Origin of the sequence: Curtobacterium sp. PhB190 (assembly GCF_004365385.1) — a bacterium.
Classification (GTDB): domain Bacteria; phylum Actinomycetota; class Actinomycetes; order Actinomycetales; family Microbacteriaceae; genus Curtobacterium.
Genome location: NZ_SODN01000002.1, coordinates 456,048 through 476,655, shown reverse-complemented (window position 1 = coordinate 476,655; position 20,608 = coordinate 456,048). Strand labels below are relative to the sequence as shown.

At 72.7% G+C, this 20,608-nt stretch carries 25 protein-coding genes; 10 read left to right on the top strand and 15 right to left on the bottom strand.

All coding sequences use genetic code 11. The features are described from left to right. Nucleotides 1-113: 113 nt before the first annotated feature. Complete coding sequence (locus EDF47_RS05040; RefSeq protein ID WP_131880362.1) at nucleotides 114-452, top strand: YciI family protein; 339 nt, start codon at nucleotides 114-116, stop codon at nucleotides 450-452. Here the strand turns inward: EDF47_RS05040 and EDF47_RS05035 are convergent. After that, nucleotides 358-1,611, bottom strand: coding sequence for an MFS transporter (locus EDF47_RS05035; RefSeq protein ID WP_166673185.1), 1,254 nt, complete (start codon nucleotides 1,609-1,611; stop codon nucleotides 358-360). The genes EDF47_RS05040 and EDF47_RS05035 overlap by 95 nt on opposite strands. 23 nt (nucleotides 1,612-1,634) lie before the next feature. Between EDF47_RS05035 and EDF47_RS05030 the strand changes: the two genes are divergently transcribed. After that, nucleotides 1,635-2,195 carry a TetR/AcrR family transcriptional regulator gene (locus tag EDF47_RS05030; RefSeq protein WP_131880366.1) on the top strand — a complete coding sequence of 187 codons (561 nt, stop codon included), beginning with the start codon at nucleotides 1,635-1,637 and terminating at the stop codon, nucleotides 2,193-2,195. Between the two features lie 119 nt (nucleotides 2,196-2,314). Then, nucleotides 2,315-3,208 carry a hypothetical protein gene (locus EDF47_RS05025; RefSeq protein WP_207913263.1) on the top strand — a complete coding sequence of 298 codons (894 nt, stop codon included), beginning with the start codon at nucleotides 2,315-2,317 and terminating at the stop codon, nucleotides 3,206-3,208. Between the two features lie 118 nt (nucleotides 3,209-3,326). On the opposite strand, the gene EDF47_RS05020 is transcribed toward EDF47_RS05025, so the two are convergent. From EDF47_RS05020 to EDF47_RS05010, 3 genes are read right to left on the bottom strand one after another with little or no spacing between them, the layout of a single operon-like run. After that, nucleotides 3,327-3,809: a RimK/LysX family protein gene (locus EDF47_RS05020; protein ID WP_123939327.1), complete on the bottom strand. Its 483-nt coding sequence runs from the start codon at nucleotides 3,807-3,809 to the stop codon at nucleotides 3,327-3,329. Between the two features lie 33 nt (nucleotides 3,810-3,842). Continuing rightward, nucleotides 3,843-4,475, bottom strand: a complete 633-nt coding sequence (locus EDF47_RS05015; protein ID WP_133937733.1) for an RES family NAD+ phosphorylase — start codon at nucleotides 4,473-4,475, stop codon at nucleotides 3,843-3,845. Beyond that, the gene (locus EDF47_RS05010) at nucleotides 4,472-4,948 is read right to left on the bottom strand and encodes a hypothetical protein (protein WP_133937731.1); all 477 of its coding nucleotides are present in this window, start codon (nucleotides 4,946-4,948) and stop codon (nucleotides 4,472-4,474) included. Before EDF47_RS05010 ends, EDF47_RS05015 begins: the two co-directional genes overlap by 4 nt. Nucleotides 4,949-5,297: 349 nt before the next feature. Between EDF47_RS05010 and rimK the strand changes: the two genes are divergently transcribed. Genes rimK through EDF47_RS04990 form a run of 4 tightly spaced genes read left to right on the top strand, consistent with a single transcriptional unit; the run spans nucleotide 5,298 to nucleotide 11,330 of the window. Further along, nucleotides 5,298-6,476: a 30S ribosomal protein S6--L-glutamate ligase gene (gene rimK / locus EDF47_RS05005; RefSeq protein WP_133937729.1), complete on the top strand. Its 1,179-nt coding sequence runs from the start codon at nucleotides 5,298-5,300 to the stop codon at nucleotides 6,474-6,476. A 53-nt stretch (nucleotides 6,477-6,529) separates the two neighbouring features. After that, nucleotides 6,530-7,636, top strand: coding sequence for a 3-oxoacyl-ACP synthase III (locus EDF47_RS05000; protein WP_111084764.1), 1,107 nt, complete (start codon nucleotides 6,530-6,532; stop codon nucleotides 7,634-7,636). Then, nucleotides 7,633-10,347: an alpha/beta fold hydrolase gene (locus EDF47_RS04995; protein ID WP_243834008.1), complete on the top strand. Its 2,715-nt coding sequence runs from the start codon at nucleotides 7,633-7,635 to the stop codon at nucleotides 10,345-10,347. The genes EDF47_RS05000 and EDF47_RS04995 overlap by 4 nt, the downstream gene beginning before the upstream one ends. Further along, nucleotides 10,344-11,330, top strand: a complete 987-nt coding sequence (locus EDF47_RS04990; RefSeq protein WP_133937727.1) for an NAD-dependent epimerase/dehydratase family protein — start codon at nucleotides 10,344-10,346, stop codon at nucleotides 11,328-11,330. The genes EDF47_RS04995 and EDF47_RS04990 overlap by 4 nt, the downstream gene beginning before the upstream one ends. On the opposite strand, the gene EDF47_RS04985 is transcribed toward EDF47_RS04990, so the two are convergent. The 11 genes from EDF47_RS04985 to EDF47_RS04935 form a co-directional block, all read right to left on the bottom strand. Further along, complete coding sequence (locus EDF47_RS04985) at nucleotides 11,306-11,956, bottom strand: gamma-glutamylcyclotransferase family protein (RefSeq protein ID WP_243834007.1); 651 nt, start codon at nucleotides 11,954-11,956, stop codon at nucleotides 11,306-11,308. The genes EDF47_RS04990 and EDF47_RS04985 overlap by 25 nt on opposite strands. A gap of 73 nt (nucleotides 11,957-12,029) precedes the next feature. After that, nucleotides 12,030-12,221 carry a hypothetical protein gene (locus EDF47_RS04980; RefSeq protein ID WP_111084762.1) on the bottom strand — a complete coding sequence of 64 codons (192 nt, stop codon included), beginning with the start codon at nucleotides 12,219-12,221 and terminating at the stop codon, nucleotides 12,030-12,032. A 38-nt stretch (nucleotides 12,222-12,259) separates the two neighbouring features. Beyond that, nucleotides 12,260-12,676 (bottom strand): MFS transporter permease, encoded by a 417-nt coding sequence (locus EDF47_RS04975; protein WP_123291760.1) that lies wholly within the window; start codon nucleotides 12,674-12,676, stop codon nucleotides 12,260-12,262. Then, the gene (locus EDF47_RS04970; protein WP_133937725.1) at nucleotides 12,673-13,755 is read right to left on the bottom strand and encodes an Asp23/Gls24 family envelope stress response protein; all 1,083 of its coding nucleotides are present in this window, start codon (nucleotides 13,753-13,755) and stop codon (nucleotides 12,673-12,675) included. Before EDF47_RS04970 ends, EDF47_RS04975 begins: the two co-directional genes overlap by 4 nt. Nucleotides 13,756-13,831: 76 nt before the next feature. Next, on the bottom strand, nucleotides 13,832-14,005 hold the full coding sequence (locus tag EDF47_RS04965) for a CsbD family protein (RefSeq protein WP_133937723.1): 174 nt from the start codon (nucleotides 14,003-14,005) through the stop codon (nucleotides 13,832-13,834). A gap of 98 nt (nucleotides 14,006-14,103) precedes the next feature. Then, complete coding sequence (locus tag EDF47_RS04960) at nucleotides 14,104-14,667, bottom strand: hypothetical protein (protein WP_133937721.1); 564 nt, start codon at nucleotides 14,665-14,667, stop codon at nucleotides 14,104-14,106. After that, the gene (locus EDF47_RS04955; RefSeq protein ID WP_133937719.1) at nucleotides 14,664-15,239 is read right to left on the bottom strand and encodes a DUF6286 domain-containing protein; all 576 of its coding nucleotides are present in this window, start codon (nucleotides 15,237-15,239) and stop codon (nucleotides 14,664-14,666) included. The genes EDF47_RS04960 and EDF47_RS04955 overlap by 4 nt, the downstream gene beginning before the upstream one ends. 9 nt (nucleotides 15,240-15,248) lie before the next feature. Continuing rightward, nucleotides 15,249-15,566, bottom strand: a complete 318-nt coding sequence (locus EDF47_RS04950) for a hypothetical protein (protein WP_123291765.1) — start codon at nucleotides 15,564-15,566, stop codon at nucleotides 15,249-15,251. Next, nucleotides 15,563-15,754, bottom strand: a complete 192-nt coding sequence (locus EDF47_RS04945; RefSeq protein WP_123291766.1) for a DUF2273 domain-containing protein — start codon at nucleotides 15,752-15,754, stop codon at nucleotides 15,563-15,565. The genes EDF47_RS04950 and EDF47_RS04945 overlap by 4 nt, the downstream gene beginning before the upstream one ends. Continuing rightward, entirely contained in the window at nucleotides 15,751-16,218 is a 468-nt protein-coding gene (locus EDF47_RS04940; RefSeq protein WP_133937717.1) for an Asp23/Gls24 family envelope stress response protein, read from the bottom strand. The genes EDF47_RS04945 and EDF47_RS04940 overlap by 4 nt, the downstream gene beginning before the upstream one ends. A gap of 162 nt (nucleotides 16,219-16,380) precedes the next feature. Continuing rightward, nucleotides 16,381-17,589, bottom strand: coding sequence for an AraC family transcriptional regulator (locus tag EDF47_RS04935; protein WP_133937715.1), 1,209 nt, complete (start codon nucleotides 17,587-17,589; stop codon nucleotides 16,381-16,383). 114 nt (nucleotides 17,590-17,703) lie between these two features. On the opposite strand from EDF47_RS04935, the gene EDF47_RS04930 reads away from it, so the two are divergent. The 3 genes from EDF47_RS04930 to EDF47_RS04920 all read left to right on the top strand — a co-directional run bounded on the left by EDF47_RS04930 (nucleotide 17,704) and on the right by EDF47_RS04920 (nucleotide 20,482). Beyond that, a complete protein-coding gene (locus EDF47_RS04930) occupies nucleotides 17,704-17,994 on the top strand; it encodes a metal-sensitive transcriptional regulator (RefSeq protein ID WP_111084793.1) in 291 nt (96 codons plus the stop codon). 65 nt (nucleotides 17,995-18,059) lie between these two features. Beyond that, complete coding sequence (locus tag EDF47_RS04925; RefSeq protein WP_133937845.1) at nucleotides 18,060-18,248, top strand: heavy metal-associated domain-containing protein; 189 nt, start codon at nucleotides 18,060-18,062, stop codon at nucleotides 18,246-18,248. Then, complete coding sequence (locus EDF47_RS04920; RefSeq protein WP_133937713.1) at nucleotides 18,245-20,482, top strand: heavy metal translocating P-type ATPase; 2,238 nt, start codon at nucleotides 18,245-18,247, stop codon at nucleotides 20,480-20,482. Before EDF47_RS04925 ends, EDF47_RS04920 begins: the two co-directional genes overlap by 4 nt. The last annotated feature ends 126 nt before the right edge of the window (nucleotides 20,483-20,608 follow it).

The following is a 20,608-nucleotide window of genomic DNA, read 5'->3' as shown; positions in this document are numbered from 1 at the left end:
GTCGGAGGGAGCGTAGGCACGTCCCGGGGTTCGCGGTGCCGTCGGTCGTCACGGAGCGTCACGGAACCGGGCGGTCGCGGAGTAGCCTCCGGCCACCGAGCAGGGGAGTCGCCATGCAGTTCCTCGTCAACGTCATCGACGACGGGCAGGCCGTCGCAGCCGGTCGGACGGAGTCCGCCACCCAGGCCGAGGCCACTGCGGTCGATGCCCTGAACGAACGCCTGGGTGACGCCGTCGTGTTCGCCGCCGGGGTGTCCGCCCCCGCCGACGGCACCGTCGTCGACGCCCGCGGTGGCGGTTCGGACACCACGCCCGGACTGGTGGCCGACAGCGCCGAGTTCGTCGCGGGCTTCTGGGTCATGGAGCTGCCGGATGCCGAGACGGCGCTCCGTGTGGCGCACGAGGCGTCGCAGGCGTGCAACCGGAAGATCGAGCTGCGTCCGCTGCTGTGACGCGGGTACCGCTCCCCGGCCCGCTCCGCTTCCCGACCACGGCGGGCACGGCGCTCGCCGCCGTGACGAGCGCCCCGACCACGAACGTCGCCGCGTAGCCCGCCGTGCCGACGAGTGCGCCCGATGCCGCCGATCCCACGGCCTGGCCGAGCACGAGCGCGACGAAGAGCATCGACGTCCCGGCCGACGACCGCGCAGCGTCGAGTTCGGTCGTCCAGGCGATCAACGCGCCGGTGGCCGCTGTGTAGCCCCAACCGAACACCGCACACGCCAGCATCGCGACCGCCGTGGACTGCGGCGCGGTACCGAGTGCGACGACGGCCACCGCCACGGCGCCCGCGGTCACCGCCCAGAGCGTCCGCGCGCGGAGTCCGCTCGTCCACCGAGCCGTCACGGCGACCGCAGCACCGCCGACCCCGAGCGCGATCCACGCCGACACCGACACCGCGACGGGCGCGCCCGCGTCGACCAGCGCGGAGCGGCCGTAGGTCCACACGACCGCCGATCCGGCACCGAAGAGCAGCGCGAGCGCGATGACCCGTCGGTGCACCGCGAACCACGCCGTCCCCGGTGCGGTTGGTCGGTCACCGCCGGACCCGCTCCCACGGGACACCACCAGCAGCACGACGCCGACGACGAGTGCGAAGACCCCGGACCACGCCCAAGCCGTCCGCCAGTCCGGCAGGAGCACGAGTGCGAGCGCCCCGGCGGCGATCAGCCCCGGGCCGGTCCCCGAGTTGACGACCGCCTGCGCCGTCCCCTGCACGGACCCCGGCACCGCGCGCGACACGAGCTGCACGAGGGCTGGTGACGCGAGCCCGGCCCCGGTCGAGGCGACCACCGCAGCGATCCCGAAGGACCACGGCCCCGGCGCCGCTGCCATCGCGAGCGCACCGACCCCGGCGACCCCGGCGGCTGCGGCGACGAGCACCCGGGGGACGCGTGCGGCGACCAGGAACCCGACCACCGCGCCGACGCAGTACATCGCCGAGGCCCCCGAGGAGACCCATCCGGCGGCGTCCGGGCGCAGGCCGAGGTCGCGTTGGACGTCGGGCAGGAAGAGGCCGAACGCCAGGCGCACCAGCCCGTACGTCGCGGCGATGAGCGCCAGCCCGCTACCGAGGAACACCCACCGTCGCAACAAAAACGATCGTTTCACTTTTGAGAGCCTAGGGTGCTTGCATGGCGATGCGTCCAGGAACCGAGCAGCGGCTGCTCGACGCGGCCGAGGAGCTCTTCTTCACGCGCGGCATCGCCGCCACCCCGATCGACGCCGTGCTCGACCGTGCCGGGATCTCGAGCGCCACGCTCTACCGCGGGTACGCGAGCAAGGAAGCCCTGGTCGCCGCGGCACTGGATCGGCGGCACGACGACTGGCTCGCCACGTGGGACCGCGCGGTCAAGGCCGCTCCGGACGACCGTGGCCGCCTGCTCGCGGTGTTCGACGCGCTCGACGACTACCGGTCGACCGCCGCTGGTTCACGCTGGTGCGCGTTCCTCGGGACCGCTGCCGAGTACGCGGACGCCCCAGCCGAGGTGCACGAGGTGCTCGACCGCGAGACCGGGGCGCTCCGGACCCGGCTGACCGAACGTGCCGCGCCCGTCGTCGGCGAGCGCGCCGGGGCCCTGGCTGACCAGCTGTTGCTCGTCGTCTCCGGGTACCTGGCGATGCGCCTGCGCGATCCGTCGGTCGGCACGGCGACGGCGCGCGCGGTCGCTGCGGCGCTCGTCGCAGCAGCCTGACCGCTCGTCAGCGCCCCGGGGTTCTCCGACGCTGCGCTGGGTATCTTGCCCGGTGTGCAGCGACTCTCCCCGATCCTCGTGATGAAGCGCGTGACCTCTGACGGAACGGTGCCCCTCGGATGACCCGTTCGCGTGCGTCGACGATCACCCGTCGGTCGCTGCTGATCGGGGGAGTCGGCATCGTCGCCGCGGGGGCAGCCGCCGAGGCGGTGAACCTCGACCTGCTGCCGGGTCGGTCGACGATGTACCGCGTGCTCGGGCTCAACGGTGCCGACGGCACGATCCCCAACGTCGACCCGGTCCCCTCGGTCTCCGGCACCTTCGTGTCGACCGCGCGGAAGGGACGGACCGTCGGGTGGACCATCGCCGCTCCGGAGTCGGACACCCCGCTGCCGGTGGCCGTCGCGTTGCACGGCTACGGCGACGACCACTCGGCGTTCTTCGGGCGGGCGCTCGGCTGGGACCGGTTCCTCGCGGCGCACATCACGGGTGGCGGCGCTCCGTTCGCGATCGCCTCGATCGACGGCGGCAACCGCTACTGGCACCACCGTTCCGACGGGGATGACCCCGCAGCGATGGTCGTCGACGAGTTCCTGCCCCGGATCGCGCGGCGCGGATTCGACACCGACCGGCTCGCGCTGACCGGGTACTCGATGGGCGGGTTCGGCGCCCTCCGGCTCGGCGGGGTGCTCGGTGCGTCCCGCGTCCGCGCCGTGTCGGCGATCAGTCCGGCGCTCTGGACGTCAGCAGCGGACACCGCCCGCGGAGCCTTCGACGACGCGGCCGACTTCCGTGCGAACACGGTCCTCGGTCGGCAGCGCGCGCTCGACGGGGTCGCCGTCCGTGTCGACTGCGGCAACGGTGACGGGTTCGCTCCGGCGGCGCACGCCTACGTCGACGGTTTCGCGACGCCGCCCGCCGGGGGCTTCGAGCCCGGCGCCCACACGCACGGCTACTGGCGCCGCCTGGCACCGCAGCAACTCGCCTTCCTCGGCCGTCACCTCGGTCGCTGACCCAGCCCGCGCCCTGGGCGGTCGCCGAGGCGGACGGGAGGCCCGTGGCGTCCCCGCACCGCGCCTCCAGGCCGCCGATCGGTCGCGCCCACGGCCCGTGCCGCGTGGCGAGCAGCGCTCAGGCTCGCCCGCGGTTGCGGCGCCGGATCTCCTTCGGCGCCCGACCGGCCATGAAGGACCTCGCAGGGTCGACGAGGAAGCCCTGTCGGAGGGCCTCGCGCCCGACGAGCATCCGGAACCCCATCTGGTCGCGGTTGCTCAGGGTGACCTCGGACACGACGGCGCGCCCGGCCAGGGTGATCGTGGTGAGCACGACGATGCGCTCCTGGGTGTGCCCGGTCGAGCTGCGGATGATGCGCCGGTCGTGCACGTCGCACTCGATCGTGACGGCGTCGGCATCGGTGTCCTGCCACGGGTGGACGGAGAACCGGACCCGGTCGCCCGGGAGTTCTTCGAGGTCGAACGCGTGCAGTGCCGAGCTGCGTGCACCGGTGTCGAGCTTGACCTTGATCCACGGCAGACCGAGGTCCGGCAGGCCGGCCCACTCGCGCCAGCCGGCGACGACGAGTCCGCCGTCGGGGGACTTCGGAGCACGGGCCATGTGCCCATCCTGTCCCATGCGCGACTGTGCCGGTCAGGCGGGCGGGTTCGGCACCATCCGGACGGCGCTCTTCCGCGGCGGCCCGGGCAGCACCGAAACGCCGGCTGCCTCGGCCGCACGTGCTCCGTCGATGACCGCGGTCGCGCCGCCGAGCGACGGTGCCGGCCCCGCGGTCCCGAACAGTGCCCACGCCTCGCCCCCCGGGTCGAACCTCGAGTCGTAGCGGAGTGCATCGACCCGGTCCTTGAACAGCTCGGCCCATGCCTGCGTCACGGCGTAGTCGCCCATGGTCGTGAGTTCGCTCGTGACCCCGAAGCGTGCAGCGCCCGCGCCGCTGACGTGGGCGGAGCTCGCATCGGACGGCGGGGTGATCGTCGAGACGCGGAGGACGGCAGCGTCGGCAGCGCTCACTTCGTTGCGGCGGACCTTCGGGCCGAAGAACTCCCGGACAGCGGTCGAGGCCGCGGCTGCGAAGCAGCACGTGCCGTTCGGTTCCCGGAGGTTGAAGCGGCCGTGGGGGTGGCTGGCGAAGTACCAGGGCGCGAACTCGGCGAGGTGCGCGCGGAACACCTCGGCGGGGAGTCTGCCCCCGTCGGGGAAGCCGGTCAGGTCGAGACCGGCCTGTGGTGCGGTCTGGACGACGTCGGTGCGTGCGACGGTGGTCATCCGAGTCGGAACGCTCCGGCGAGTGCGGCGAGACGGACTGCTTCGTCCGCGCGGTCCGTCCGGAGCGCCCGGGCCGGCGTGAGTCCGTCGAGTTCGTCCGCCGGCGCGTTCAGCCACACGGCATCGCCCCAGGGGTCGACCCGGTCGGGGTCCAGGCCGGCCAGGACGTCGCGCAACCGTGGGAGCAGGATGCCCCGTGCATCGAACTGGAACGACGGGTAGAGCCGGAAGCCGTCGGCCGACAGCACGCAGAGCACGTCGCCGACCTTGGCCTGCGCGTCGAGGGTCTGGCGGCTCATCTGGAACCACTTCCGCAGGCCGGCAGTGTCGTAGAACGGTCCGACGCGGTCGTCGAGCACATCGGCGCCGGGGATGCTGGCGAGCATCCGCTCCGCGACGGCGTCCATCGATCCGTTGACCCGCTCGACCTCGGCGAGGTCGATCAGGTCGACGTGCCGCAGGAGCGCGGCCACGAGGCGATCCCTGAGGTCGTCCGCCGGACCGGTGGAGGTGGTGGTCGGCGGCGCGACCGCCTCGGTCGAGGAAGGTCTCCGCGATCGGACACGCCACTCGGACGACGCGGGTCGCCGCGACGTCGACCGTCCGGACCCTGCGAGTCGAGGGGTCCGGTTGCTCCGGGTCGCCCGGAGACCGTGCTGGTTCTTCGTCATTGCTCGCACCGTCCGATCAGTCAATCTAGCGTACCGCACATGCGTCAAAAGAGTACAACGCGCTCGCTCTCCAAGGCGGTCGGCGGCATCGCGGCGCGGGCGTGCTTGGATGGACCGTCGCCGTCGATCCCACCCCGCGGAGAACCCCTCGATGAAACTCGCCATCCTGTCCCGCGCCCCGCAGGCGTACTCGACCCAGCGCCTCCGTGCAGCGGCGCGCGACCGCGGCCACGACGTCAAGGTCCTGAACACCCTGCGGTTCGCGATCGACCTGTCCGGCGAGGACCCGGACCTGCTGTACCGCGGCAAGCTCCTGTCCGACTACGACGCGGTGCTGCCACGGATCGGCAACTCGATCACCTACTACGGCACCGCGGTGGTGCGGCAGTTCGAGCAGATGGACGTGTACACGCCGAACACCGCGACGGGCATCACGAACTCCCGCGACAAGCTCCGGGCGAACCAGATCCTGTCCCGCCACCACATCGGCATGCCGGCGACGACGTTCGTGAACAGCCGGGCCGACGTCCGCGGCGCGATCGAACGGGTCGGCGGGGCTCCGGTCGTGATCAAGCTGCTCGAGGGCACGCAGGGGATCGGCGTGATCCTGGCGCCGGAGGAGAAGGTCGCCGAGTCGATCGTCGAGACGCTGCACTCGACGAAGCAGAACGTCCTGATCCAGTCGTTCATCTCGGAGAGCCGCGGTCGTGACATCCGCGCGCTCGTCGTCGGCGACCGGGTGGTGGCCGCGATGCGCAGGACGGCGTCGGGGGACGAGTTCCGGTCCAACGTGCACCGTGGCGGCACGGTCGAGAAGGTCACGCTGTCGCCCGAGTACGAGGCGGTCGCGGTCCGGTCGGCGCAGATCATGGGGCTCAAGGTCGCCGGTGTCGACATGCTCGAGGGCAACGACGGTCCGCTCGTGATGGAGGTCAACTCGTCACCGGGGCTCGAGGGCATCGAGCGTGCGACGGGCCTGGACGTCGCCGGCGCGATCATCGACTTCATCGGCAACCAGGTGGCCTTCCCCGAGATCGACGTGCGCCAGCGGCTCAGTGTCTCGACGGGCTACGGCGTCGCCGAGCTGCTCGTGCACACCAACGCCGACCTGGTCGGGAAGACGATCAAGGAGTCCGGACTGTGGGACCGGGACATCACCGTGCTGACCCTGCACCGGGGCGCGACCGTCATCCCGAACCCGCGCAGTGGCGTCGAGCTGCAGGCCAGTGACCGGCTGCTCTGCTTCGGCAAGCTCGAGGAGATGCGCTCGATGGTGCCGGACCGTCGACGCCGTCGCAGCAAGATCCGGAAGCTCCCGAAGGACGCCTGACACCGCGCGTCCAGCCGAGCCGGACTGCACACACAGGTGAAATGAGGAAGTATGTGTCGGTGACGATCATGACGGAACGGCCGGTCGACCGGGCAGCGAGCAGTGACCGGGCGCCGAGCAGTGAACCCGAGCAGCCCGGCAACGCCACGGCGAAGCACCACAACGTCTCCCTGCTGTCCGTGGCGACGACGACCGCCGAACGCGTGACGACCTCTGCGGACATCGAAGCGCGGCTGCGCGGCGTGCTCCGCCGCCTCCGCCTGCCGATGGGACTGCTCGAGCGGGTCGCCGGTGTGATCGAGCGCCGCAACTGGGGCGAGGGCCAGACCTTCCAGGACGCCGCCATCGACGCCGGCCGTCGTGCCATGGCCGAGGCGGGGGTGCGTCCGGACGAGATCGGGCTGCTGATCAACACCTCGGTGACCCGTCCGCACCTCGAGCCGTCGGTCGCCGTGCGCCTGCACCACGGGCTCGGTCTGCCGTCGTCCGCGATCAACTTCGACATCGCGAACGCCTGTCTGGGGTTCGTCAACGCCATGAGCGTCGCCGCGGGCATGATCGACTCCGGTCAGATCAAGTACGCGCTCGTCGTCGACGGCGAGGACGCCGACCAGGTGCAGCTCAACACCATCGACCGCCTGAACCAGGGTGGTCGGAACCGCAAGGACTTCATGAGCGAGTTCGCGAGCCTGACCCTCGGGTCCGGTGCCGCGGCCGCCGTGCTGGGCCCGGCGGACCTGCACCCCGAGGGACACCGGATCGTCGGCGGCGTCACCCGCGCGGCGACCCAGTGGTACGACCTGTGCGTCGGCAGCGTGGACGGCATGTTCACGGACGCCAAGATGCTGCTCAAGGGCGGCATGGAGCTCGTCGTCGCGGCCTGGACCGAGGCCCGTGCCCACTTCGACTGGGCCGACATGGACCGCTACGTCCTGCACCAGGTCTCCGACGTGCACACCAACGCGTTCGTCGAGGCAATCGGCATCCCGCGCGACAAGGTCCCCACCACCTACCAGCGCTTCGGCAACGTCGGCCCGGCGTCGATCCCGATCACCCTGGCCGACGAGGTCGAGTCCGGCGGCATCCGTCGCGGTGACCGCGTCTTCCTGGGCGGCGTCGGTTCCGGCATCAACACGGCGATGATGGAACTCCACTGGTGAGGTCTCGGCTGCCCCGCGTCGCCGCGAGCACGGCTCCGGCGACGCAGCCGCGCTCCCTGCCCGGACTCGACCCGGCTTGGTCACGCCTCGTCACGGTCCCGGAATGGTCCGAGAACCGGTCGGGAGGCACCGATCGCGCCGCGCGCACATGGCACCTCCTCGACACGGCCGGGTCCCTGGCGGCGCTCGGCGTGGAACCGGTCGGCACCATCCTGTGCGTGCACGGCAACCCCACGTGGTCGTACCTGTGGCGGTCGGTGCTCCGCACCTCGCTCGAGGTCGCACAGGCCGGTGGCCCGGCCTGGCGCGTGGTCGCCGTCGACCAGCTCGACATGGGCTTCTCGGAGCGCACCGGGGTGGAACGGGGGCTGCCGCAGCGCGTCGCGGACCTCGGTGCCCTGACCGACGAACTCGGGCTGACCGGCCCGGTCGTCACCCTCGGCCACGACTGGGGTGGCGTGGTGTCGCTCGGCTGGGCGGTCGACCACCCCGAGGTCCTGGCAGCCGTGATGACGTGCAACACCGCCGTGCACCAGCCCGACGACGCCTCGATCCCGGCGCCGCTGCGGCTCGCCCTGGGCCCAGGGCTGCTCGGCCGCGCGACCGTCGTGACGCCGGCGTTCCTCGAGACGACGCTCGGCATCGCGCACCCGAAGCTCGACCGTGCGGTGGCCGACGGCTACCGTGCCCCCTACCGCGGTGCGGCACGTCGTGGCGGCATCGGCGGGTTCGTGGCGGACATCCCCGTCGACGCCCGGCACCGGAGTGCCCCCGAGCTCGACCGGATCGCCGCCGGGGTCGCGGCGCTCGACGTCCCGGCGCTGCTGCTCTGGGGTCCCCGCGACCCGGTGTTCCTGGAGCGCTACCTCGACGACCTGTCCGAGCGGCTGCCGCAGGCCGACGTCCACCGCTTCGAGGGGGCCGGTCACCTGCTCCCCGACGACGCCGACGTGGCGGGCGCGGTGTTCGACTGGATCGGCGACCGTCTGCCGGGCGGACACGTGCCTGCGTCAGTCACCACGGGCCTCCCGGCTGAAGTGCCGCACACGAGCAGCGTGAGCCGCCCGCTCGGTGCCGCGCTCGAGGACCTGCGCGACAGCGACGAACCCGCCCTCGTCGAGATGGCCGCGGCCGGCGGCCCCCGGACGATCACGTGGCGCCTGCTCGCCCGTCGGGTGGACGAGATCGCCGCCGGGCTGGACGACCTCGGTGTCCGGAGCGGTGACCGTGTCTCGCTGCTCGTCACCCCGGGAGCCGACCTGACGGCCGTCCTGTACGCCTGCGTGCGGATCGGCGCGGTCGTCGTGGTGGCCGATGCCGGACTGGGGCTGCGCGGTCTGACCCGTGCGGTCCGCGGAGCCCGGCCCGACTGGATCATCGGCGCGCTGCCCGGCCTCGGAGCCGCTCGTGCACTCGGCTGGCCGGGTCGGCGCATCGCGACCGTCCCGCTGCCCGCACCCGCACGGCGTGCGCTGCGCGTCGAGCACACGCTCGTCGACGTCGCCCGGCGGGGTGCCCGTCGGCTCGCGCACGGTTCCGTGCTGCCCACGGTGCCGGCGTCCGATGCTCCGGCCGCGATCCTGTTCACGTCCGGTTCGACCGGCCCGGCGAAGGGCGTCGTCTACACGCACGAACAGCTCGGTGCCGTCCGCGACGTCCTGGCGGCCCAGTACGACATCGGTGTCGGCACCGGCCTCGTCGCGGGCTTCGCACCCTTCGCGCTGCTCGGCCCGGCCCTCGGGGCCCGGTCGGTGGCGCCGGACATGGACGTCACCGCGCCCCGGACCCTGACCGCGCGCGCCGTCGCGGCCTCGGTGGCCGCTGCCGACGCGACCGTCGTGTTCCTGTCGCCGGCGGCGCTGGCGAACGTCGTGGCGACGGCATCGGTGCTGACCGACGCCGACCGTGCGGCACTCGCGCGCGTCCGGTTGTTCCTGTCGGCGGGCGCCCCGGTGTCGGCCGCGCTGCTGACCGCGGCGACCGAGCTGATGCCGAACGCGAGTGCGCACACCCCCTACGGCATGACCGAGGGGCTGCTCATGACCGACGTCGACCTGGACGGCGTCCGTTCGGCGGCGGCCTCGGACGACGAGGGCATCTGCGTCGGGCTCCCGGCGGCGAACGTGCGGGTGCGGATCGCGCCGCTCGACGCCGCGGGTGCAGCGACCGGTGGGCTGACCGACGCGGCGGGCGTCACCGGCGAGATCGTCGTCGTGGCACCACACGTGCGCGACCACTACGACCGGCTCTGGCGGACGAACCGCGTCGCGCGGCTCGGCGTCGAGGACCCGCGCGGACACCGCACCGGTGACGTCGGACACCTGGACGCGTCCGGGCGCCTCTGGGTCGAGGGGCGGATGCAGCACGTGCTCACCACCCCGGACGGTGTCGTCACCCCGGTCGGACCGGAGCAGCGCATCGAGGGCGTACCCGGAGTCGGCCGTGCCGGCGTCGCAGGGATCGGCCCGCGCGGGACGCAGCAGGTCGTGGCCGTCGTCGAGACCACCGGCGGGCGACGTGTCCGACGGACTGCCCTGGCTCCGCCGGCGTTGGCAGCTTCGGTCCGTGCCGCGGCCGGGGTCCCGCTCGCAGCGGTGCTGACCGTGCCCGTGCTGCCGACCGACATCCGGCACAACTCGAAGGTCGACCGCGCCCGGCTGTCCCGCTGGGCGACCGCGGTGCTGTCGGGTGGACGGATGGCCCGCCCGTGACGGTCCTGGTCACCGGCGCCAGCGGGTTCCTCGGACAGGCGACCGCCGCAGCCGTGCGGGACGCCGGACACGAGGTCCGCACGTTCCAGCGACGGCCGTCCGGGGTCGCGGGCGTGCAGGACGTCGCCGGTTCGATGACCGATGCCGCCGCGGTGGCACGCGCGGTCGACGGGGTCGACGCCGTCGTGCACCTCGCCGCGAAGGTCTCCCTGGCGGGTGACCCGGCCGACTTCGTCCGTGTGAACGTCGACGGCACCCGAGCACTCGTCGACGCCGCACGCCGTGCCGGCGCCCGGCGGTTCGTGTTCGTCTCGTCGCCGTCGGTCGCGCACACCGGATCGTCGCTCGTCGGCGCCGGAGCCGGTGTCGCCGAACCCGATCGTGCTCGTGGCGACTACGCCCGCACGAAGGCCGCGGCCGAACTCCTCGCGCTCGACGCCGACGCTCCTGGGTTCGCCGTCGTCGCCGTCCGGCCGCACCTGGTGTGGGGGCCGGGGGACACGCAGCTGATCGGCCGGATCGTCGAGCGGGCACGGGCCGGGCGCCTGCCGCTGCTCGACTCCGGTGCCGCCCTGATCGACACCCTGTACGTCGACAACGCCGCGTCGGCCATGGTCGCGGCGCTCGAGCACGCGGCCGACGACGACGTGCACGGCAACGCCTACGTCGTCACGAACGGCGAACCCCGGCCCGTCGCGGACCTGCTCGCCGGGATCTGCGCGGCCTCGGGTGTGCCTGCACCGCGGTGGCACGTGCCGGCTGTCGTGGCCCGGGCCGCGGGGTCGCTCGTCGAGGCCGTGTGGCGGGTGCGTCCGGGGCAGGACGAGCCGCCGATGACGCGGTTCCTCGCCGAGCAGCTGTCGACGGCGCACTGGTTCGACCAACGCCGCACCCGAGCCGACCTGCAGTGGTCCCCGTCGGTGTCGATCGACGAGGGTCTCGCGCGCTTGGCGGCGGCTCAGGCCTCGTCGGCCGCCACGTAGACCCAGGCGGACAGACCCGAGGTGAGCTCGACCCGGATGCGCTGGTAGTCAGCGACCTCGTAGTCGTCGACCGCGCGGAGCTGCCACTCGTAGCCGAGGGTCAGAGCGACACCTTCGACGACGTCGTCCGGTGCACCCCGGCGGAGGATCGGGTGCAGGTCCGAGCCGCTCGTCCGGACCACCTCGGGGTCGGTGATCGCCACCCAGTCGAGCCGCCACCCAGGCAGCGTGTCCGGGGTGGTCGGGACGTGGCCGCCGAACAGCGACTCCTGCACGAGCGGCTGCCGCAGCGTGCCGTACGAGAACACCCGGTGCGTGGTGCCGGGCCACGGCGCGGGGCGCCGGATCGGCTTCGGGCCGATCGTCGGGGTCGATGTCCACACGAGTGCTCCGGCGACGCCGGTCAGTCCGAGGTGGAGCAGCCCGACGACGCCGACCACGCTTCCCCAGACGATGCCGGAGGTGTCACCGGGGCAGGCTTCCCAGAACTCGTCCTCGGACGAGCCGCACATCGCGTGTCCGTTCGCGACGCCGACGGCGATCGCGATGATGCCGACGACGAGACAGACGAGCGCGAACGCGCCGAGACCGATGACCCAGCGCTGGCCGGGGGAGAGACGCTTCACGTCGCGAGGGTAGCGGACGCGGGGCCCGGATCACGCGCGCCGATCGGCGCAGGTGATCCGGGCCTACCGGTCGTCAGCTGTGCCGCTTGGCGGCCTTGGCGATCTTCTTGCCCAGCTTCTTGCGGGCCTTGCGGGCGTGCGGGTCGTTCCAGGCCTTGCGGACGGTCTCGCCCTTGGACGTCTTGATGACCGGGCGGTTCGCGCGAGAGCCGAACCAGAACCCGATCAGGACGATCAGGCCGATGACGATGATGCGGTTGCGCATGGAGGGACTCCTTGGTCGGTGGTGCAGGTGCCGGCGGATCAGCCGGTGAAGCGTTGCCAGAGCTCGGTGACGATCGGCCACACGTCCCCGGCGCGGTCGGCGGACCCGACGGCCACCAGGACCACGGGGACGATCGTGACGGCGATGCTCACCAGGACGGCGAGCACGACCGAGATCGTCGCCGTCGTGGTGTGCCGACGAGTGAGGGCCATGGCGAGGAGCGCCAGCACGACGATCAGCCCGAGGACCGCGACAACCGTGACCCGCACGAACGGGAACGGCACGAGGCCGGCGGTGGTGGCGGTGACGCCGCCGAGGAACCCGACCAGGGGCAGGAACGCCCCGAGCAGGACCCCGGCGACCAGGACCACGCCGATGCCACCGGCGATCCACACACCGCGCGGCCGGGGCCGACGGGTGCGGGGCCGACGACCGCCGGACCAGGCGGTGGTCACGGTCGGTCCGTGGTCGGGTCGGTCGGCTGGTCGGCGTCGCGGGCTGCTGCCCGCGCTGCCTCGCTGGCGTCGGCTGCGGCGTCGGCGGCGTCCCGCGCTGCGTCCTCGGCGGAGTCGGCGGCACGCACCGCTGCGTCGGCAGCCGTCTCGGAGGCGACAACGGGGGTGGCAGCGTCCTCGTCGACGACGGCCGCACGTGCGCGGCTGGCCGCGTCGCGCGCGGTGTCGGCGGCGTCCCGTGCGCCCTCGGACGCCCGGTCGAGCGCGTCGGACGCGGCTTCGTGCACGCGGCCGGCGGTGGCGGTCGTCGCGTCCACGGCCTGTTCGGCGGCGTCCGCGGTGACGTCGGCCGCACGCTTCGTGGCATCCGCGGTGGCGTCGGCTGCCTGCTTGGTGGCCTCAGCGGTGGCCGAGGCAGCACGCTTGGCGGTGTCGACCGTCGCGTCGGCGGCACGCTTGGTGGCGTCGGCGGTGACCTCGGCTGCCTGCTTCGTGACGTCGGCGGTGGCGTCGGCGGCACGCTTGGTCGCCTCGGCCGTCGCGTCGGCCGCCTGCTTCGTGGCGTCGACGGTCGCCGTCGCCACGCGCTTCGTGGTCTCGCTCGTCGCCTTGGCGGCGTCCTGCACGGCATCGCCGACGGCGGTGGCCGCGCGCTCGACGGGCGAGGGCTCGTCGTCGAACGGTCCGTGCACGTCGAGGACGCGCACGTCCACGGTCGTCGGCACGGATGCGACCTGGCCGGCTGCTGCGGCGACCTGTCGTTTCACCTCGTCGGCGACCTCGCGGACGTTCTGCGGATAGGTCACGATCACGGAGACCTGCACCGCGAAGGTGCCGTCCTCGTCGTCGACCTGCACGCCGGCGGTCCCTGCGGAGCGGCCGAGCCGCTTCCGGAGTTCGTCGGCGGCTCGGGACACGGTCCCGCCGAGGTGGTGCACGCCGGGCACGCCGAGCGCCGTCTCCGCCGCGGTTCGCGCGATGAGCATCGCGGGGGTCGCGTCGTCGGGCAGCGGCTCCGTCAGTTCTGCGGGCAGGGCCACCTCGGTGACCTGCGTGTGCGCATGGGGGTCGTGCTGCATGGTTCCTCCTCGTTCGGGTCCGCGGAACGCATCGGGGCACTCGACGTCGCGAGTGCCCCGACACGCATCGAGCGTCCTAGTTCTTGAAGACGTCCTTGACGTCCTCGCCGGTCTTCTTGACGCTCGCGGAGGCCTGTTCCTTCTGGCCCTCGGCGACCTTGGAGTCGTCGTTCGTGGCCTTGCCCACGGCTTCCTTCGCCTTGCCGGCGATGTCCTGAGCAGCGTTCTTGATCTTGTCGTCGAGTCCCATGACGGGTCCTTTCATCGGTGGGGCGTTCGCCCGGTGGTGGGTGTTGCGTGGGTCTTCGGTGGGCCGGGAGGCCCGGGGTCGCGTCCGGCTGACGGGTGTCAGTGGACGCGGGTCGACTTCGCGAGCGCCGAACGGGTCCCACCGGTGAGGTGGACCAGGACGGGCACCTGCTGGCCGAGCGTGCGGTCGAGGACCGCGACGGCGCGGTCGACGGCGTCGAGCACCGAGACGGCGTCCCCGCCGCGGCGGACCGCGACGCGGATGCGAGCAGCGCGCTGCTTGCGCACCAGGTAGGTGTCGACTCGGGAGCCGACGACGTCGCGGACCCCGGCGAGCTCGTGCTCGACGACGTCGCGGACGAGTGCGACGTTCACGGTGACGGCGTCCTCACCGGAGCGTTCGCGGACGGCGACGGACGTGCCGCCCCCGCCGCGGGTGAACACCCAGACCAGGGCGAGCACGATGACGACGGCGCAGGCGGCGGCGACGATCCAGAGCGAGGACGCGGGGACGTCCAGGCTGCTCGGCAGGTCGACGGTGGGCTTGATCGCGTCCTGCACGGCGGGCACGACGCCCGCGCCGATCGTGAGACCGACGACGACGGCGACGAGGCCGAGGACGAAGAGGATGATCCGGTTCATGGTCCGGTTGCTCTTGGTCATGCGAGGGTCCCCTTCTCGTCGATGCGGACGCGGATGTTGTGGCCGAACCGTTCGTCGAGACCACTGAGGCGGTCGCGGACGGCTGCCTGCACGGCCTGCTCGTCGACCGGGATGCCGGTGACGGGCACGATGCGGACGTCGGTGCGGCGACCGCGGGCGGTGGCCGAGGCGTTGCCCTCGGGGACGCCTGCTGCCGTGCCGGCGGCGTTGGCCGCGGTCGAGGCGACGATGCGGGTGTCGATGACGACGGCGCCACGGTCGTGCTGGACGACGGAGCGGTGCTGGCGACCCGGCTTCAGGGCCAGGACGATCAGCACGATGCCCAGGACCACGAGCACGACGGCGATGACCTCGGCGATCGTGACGAAGGCGGCGTCGGGCTGCAGTGCGGCGTCGACGGCGGTCTGCGGGTCGGCGAGGAGCGGAGGCCGCCCGATCGCCCGCAGGACCGACTCCGTGCCGATCCACGCGGCGACCAGTGCGAGGACCACCAGCGCCACCGCCACTGCGGTCGAGCGGGAGCGGTGCACGCTCCGACGACGGATGCGTCGTTCGACGGAACCGTTGCTCATGATGGTCTCCTACCGGGTTCGGGACTCGCGCTCGCGCACGATCCCGGTGAGTTCGATGTGGGCACTGCCGACGCGGCGGCCGGTGAGTTCACTCACGCGGCGCTTGACCTCGTCGGCGACCTGGGCCGAACGGGCGACGAGGTCGTCGCCCGCGGCGATGGGGCCGGTGACGTCGAGGGCCATCGCTCCGGCCGCGTCTCCGAGACCGACCCTGACCCGCTTGGCGGGGGCGCCGAGCCGTTCGGCTGCGACGGCCCGCGCCAGCGAGGTCAGTGCACGAGCGGTGATCTCGACGCGGCCCGGGACGACGTCCGGGCCGGCGTTCACCGGGAGCTCCGGCGCCCGGTGAGCACGTCGGTCAGGGCACCACGGTCGATCTTGCCGGTGGCGAGGGCGGCCACGAGGGCCCCGATCGCACCGAAGACGATGACCAGGACGAAGCCCCAGAACCCGAACTGCAGTGCGACGACTGCGAGGACGGCACCGATGAGGGCACCGATCAGTGTGTTGCTCATGCGACTCGCGCTTCCTTCTTCTCGTCGTTGTCGTTGTCGTCGTCGTCGCCCGGGATGAAGACGTCCTGGACGGTCACGTTGATCTCGGCGACCTCCATGCCGACGATCTGCTCGAGGGCACGGGCGACGCTGCTGCGGACGCCGTCGGCGACCTGCTGGAGCGACACCGGGTACTCGGCGACGATGACGATGTCCGCGGCGACCTGCTTCTCGCCGACCTCGACCTTGACGCCCTGACCGAAGTCGCGCTGGCCGATCGCGTCGCGGAGGGCGCCGATCGCACGGGCAGCGCCGCCGCCGAGCGAGTGCACGCCGTTGACCTCGCGGGCCGCGATGCCGGCGACCTTCGACACGACGGTGTCGTCGATGACGGTCTTGCCGGTGACGCCGCTGTTCGAGCCGGCGTGCGAGGTGGCACGGGCCGCAGCGGTGGTTGCCGGGGTGGTGGTGATGGAGTCAGCCATGGTTCGTTCCTTCCGAGTGACCCGCCGGGCGTTCCCAGCGGTTGCTGTTCACGGATGAGACGGGCTGCACCAGAGATTCGTCACACATGACTTTTCGCATTCGGCAGAAATCCAGGAATCCGCGGGAACACGGGGATGTGGCTGTACCCCCTGGCCGTCCGCTCAGGCGGTTTCGCGTGTTCCGTCCGCCGCGTTGCGTTCTGCAGCGGCGCGGATCGCCCGGGCACACGCCATCGGGGACTCGCCCCGCTCGGCCCGGAAGAGCTGCTGCAGGCGTCGCGGCAGGACCCCGGCGGCGTCGGCGATGTCCTGCAGGGAGAGGTCCTCGGCGGCGTGCTCCTCGATGAACGTGACCGCGCGGCGGACGCGCCACGACGCCCGGCCGCTGTCGGGGCGTGCGGACAGCGACGTGCGGAGCGTGGCGGCGGGGTCCTCGCCGAACCGCTCGCGGTAGGCGGTGGCGAACCGGCCCGGGTTGGTGAAGCCCCACCGACGCGCGACCACGGCGACCCCGTCGGCACCGGGGGCCCGGTCGTCGCCCGCGCGCAGGAGTTCGCTCCGGGCACGGTCGAGCCGGTGCTCCCGCAGGAACCGGTGCGGCGTGGAGTCGAGGGTGCGGGCGAACACGTCCTGCAGTCCCCGCTGGCTGAGCCCGCACGCCGCGGCGATGTCCGACACCGCCGGACGTTCGGCCGCGTGCTGTTCGACGTAGCGGATCGCGTCGCGCAGGCGGTTCGCGACGGGGACGTCGTCGCCGCGGTTGCGGATCGGGAAGGTGTCGAGCACGACGATCGCCAGTCGACGGTTCAGGGCCGTCCGCATCGGACCGACCACCCGGTCGTCCACGAGTGCCGGGCCGAGCTCCCCGATGAGGTGGCGCAGTGGTTCGCGGCGGGCGATGACCTCGTCCTGCTGCTCGAACAGCAGTGGGCCGTCCGGCAGCCGGTAGCCGAGGTCGCGCCCGACGGTCCGCAGGAACGAGTCCGCGATGTGCACCCCGTTGTAGACCGTGCCGTCGGACTCGAAGCGGTACGCCTCGGACGCACTCGCGATGTACGGGCTGCCCGGCTCGACCACTCGCGTGCGGTCGGCGAAGTGCATCTCGAGTCGGCCCCTGGTGAGCCAGAAGACCACGTGGTCCTCCCGCGCCCCGATCATCCCGCCGCGCCGACCACCCTCGGCGCGCATGGTCCGCAGCGTCAGGTCGTCGTCGCCCACCACGGTGTACTCGTAGCGGGCGTCGTCGGTCGCGTACGTCTCCGAGGCGAAGTCGGACCCGTGGTACTCCGCCTCGAAGATGTCGGAGTAGTCGGAGCCGTCGCCGTCGGCGAACCGCAGTCTGCGGAAGCCGTTCGTCGCCGGATCGGTCATGGTCGAAAGCATGACATCGACGGCACGGCGAGGTGAATACCCTCGTTCGTGTCCGCGCGTCCACCGGAGGGAATACCCTAGGGGGGTACCGTATTGAGGACCGTGGAGGCCACCATGCACGAACACGTCGGGTACATCGGCGACAAGGACGACCTGCTCAAGCGGCTCCGTCGCGCCGAGGGCCAGGTGCGCGGCATCGCCCGCATGGTCGAGGACGAGACGTACTGCATCGACGTCCTCACCCAGATCTCGGCGGCGAACCGGGCGCTCGAACGCGTGGCGCTGTCGCTGCTCGAGGACCACCTCAAGCACTGCGTCGCCGAGGCGGTCGCCGAGGGTGGCGACGCCGCGGACGAGAAGGTCCGCGAAGCCAGCCAGGCCATCGCCCGGCTCGTGCGCTCGTGACCGCCGCCCGCACCCGAACCACAGGAGGAGACACCGTGACCACCGAACTGCTGCTCGTCGAGGGCATGACCTGCGAGCACTGCGTGCTGAGCGTGACCGAGGAACTCACCGAACTCGAGGGGGTGTCCGACGTCGCCGTCGCGCTCGTCCCCGGCGGTGCCTCGTCGGTGACCGTCACCTCGGACGCACCCGTCGACGCCAGTGCACTCCGCGGTGCGGTCGCCGAGGCGGGGTACGAGGTCGTGCCGTCGTGACTGACGGCATCGTCGAGCTCGACATCACGGGCATGACCTGCGCCTCGTGCGCGAACCGCATCGAACGGAAGCTGGGCAAGCTCCCCGGGGTCACCGCCACCGTCAACTACGCCACCGAGAAGGCACAGGTGCAGGTCGCCGCGGACGGCCCCGCCGACCCCGCTGCCCTCATCGCCGCCGTCGAGTCCGCGGGCTACGGTGCGACCGTCCCCGCGCCGCCGGCCGACACGACGGCGCCGGACGACGACGCCGACGACCCGGCCGGTGCGCTGCGCCGACGACTCGTCGTGTCGACGGTCCTGGCCGTGCCGGTCGTCCTGCTCTCGATGGTGCCGGTCCTGCAGTTCCCGAACTGGCAGTGGCTCGCCCTGACGCTCGCCGCGCCCGTCGCGGTGTGGGGCGCTCTCCCGTTCCACCGTGCCGCGTGGGTGAACGCCCGACACGGTGCCGCGACCATGGACACCCTGGTCAGCGTGGGTGTGCTGGCGGCCTTCGGCTGGTCCCTCTACGCGCTCTTCTTCGGCGACGCCGGCACCACCGGCATGCACATGACGTTCTCGTGGATCGCGACCGACCCCGAGGCGACCGACCTGTACCTCGAGGTCGCCGCGGCCGTCACGGTGTTCATCCTGGCCGGCCGGTACATGGAGGCCCGCGCCAAGAAGCAGTCCGGGGCAGCACTCCGCGCCCTGCTCGAACTCGGCGCGAAGGAGGCCATGGTGCTGCGCGACGGCGTCGAGCAGCGTGTGCCCGCGTCGGCGCTCGTCGTCGGGGACGTCGTCGTCGTGCGGCCGGGGGAGCGGATCCCCAGCGACGGCCTCGTGCAGGACGGGTCCTCGGCCGTGGACCGCAGCATGGTCACCGGCGAATCCGTCCCCGTCGAGGTCGGACCGGGCGACCGGGTGACCGGCGCGACGATCAACGTCGGCGGCCGGCTCGTGGTCGCCGTCACCCGCGTCGGCGCCGACACCGAGCTCGCCCGGATGGGACGGCTCGTCGAGGACGCGCAGACCGGCAAGGCCGACGTCCAACGCCTGGCCGACCGGGTCTCCGGCGTCTTCGTGCCGATCGTCATCGGGCTCGCCGTGCTGGCGTTCGTCGGCTGGCTCGTGCTCGGCGGCTCGGTCACGGCGGCGTTCACCGCGGCCGTCGCCACGCTCATCATCGCCTGCCCGTGCGCCCTCGGACTCGCGACGCCGACCGCCCTGCTCGTCGGCACCGGCCGCGGGTCCCAGCTCGGCATCCTGATCGGTGGTCCGCAGGTGCTCGAACGGACCCGTGGCGTCGACACCATCGTGCTCGACAAGACCGGCACCGTCACCACCGGCGAGATGACCCTGCGCACCGTGACCTCGACGGACGCGACCCTCGACGCGGACGCCGTGCTGCGGCTCGCCGCCGCCGTCGAGCAGGGTTCCGAACACCCCGTGGCACGTGCGGTCGTGCGGGCCGCGACGGCCCGGCAACTCGACGTCCCGACCGCCGAGCAGTTCGACTCCACCCCCGGCGCCGGCGTACAGGCCGTCGTGGACGGCGACGTCGTGCTCGTCGGCGGGACCCGCTGGCTCGCAGCGTCCTGGGCGGTCGTCGTGCCCGACGCGGCCTCGGCCGCGGTCACCGCAGCCGAGGCCGAAGGGGGCACCGCGGTCGTCGTCGCGCGGAACGGCCGCGTGCTGGGCGTCGTGGTCGTCGGCGACACCGTGAAGCCCGAGGCAGCCGACGCGGTCGCGCGGTTCGTGGCGCTCGGCCTGCACCCCGTCCTGCTCACCGGCGACAACGACGGCGCCGCACGGGCCGTCGCCGCACGGGTCGGCATCGACGAGGTGCACGTCCGCGCCACCCCGGCCGGCAAACTCGACGCCGTCCGTGCCATGCAGGCGCAGGGACGGACCGTCGCCATGGTCGGTGACGGCGTGAACGACGCTGCGGCGCTCGCCGCGGCCGACCTCGGCATCGCGATGGGGGCCGGCACCGACGCCGCGATCGCGGCCAGTGACATCACGGTCGTGAGCGGTCGGCTCACCGTCGTCGCCGACGCCGTCCGGCTGTCGCGCGCCACGCTCGGCATCATCAAGGGCAACCTGTTCTGGGCGTTCGCTTACAACGTGGCGGCGATCCCGCTCGCGATGGCGGGGCTGCTCAACCCGGTGCTCGCCGGCGCCGCCATGGCGTTCTCGTCGGTGTTCGTCGTGACGAACAGCCTGCGGCTGCGGCGTTTCGCACCCCGGCCCTGAGGCCGACCACCCGCCGGACGTGACGCGCGCAGCGAACGTGCCCCGTGCCTCCCGTCCGGCGGTGCGCGCGACGGTGCCGACGGCACTACGCTCGAAGACGGTCCGCGACGCACTGGTGCGGTGACC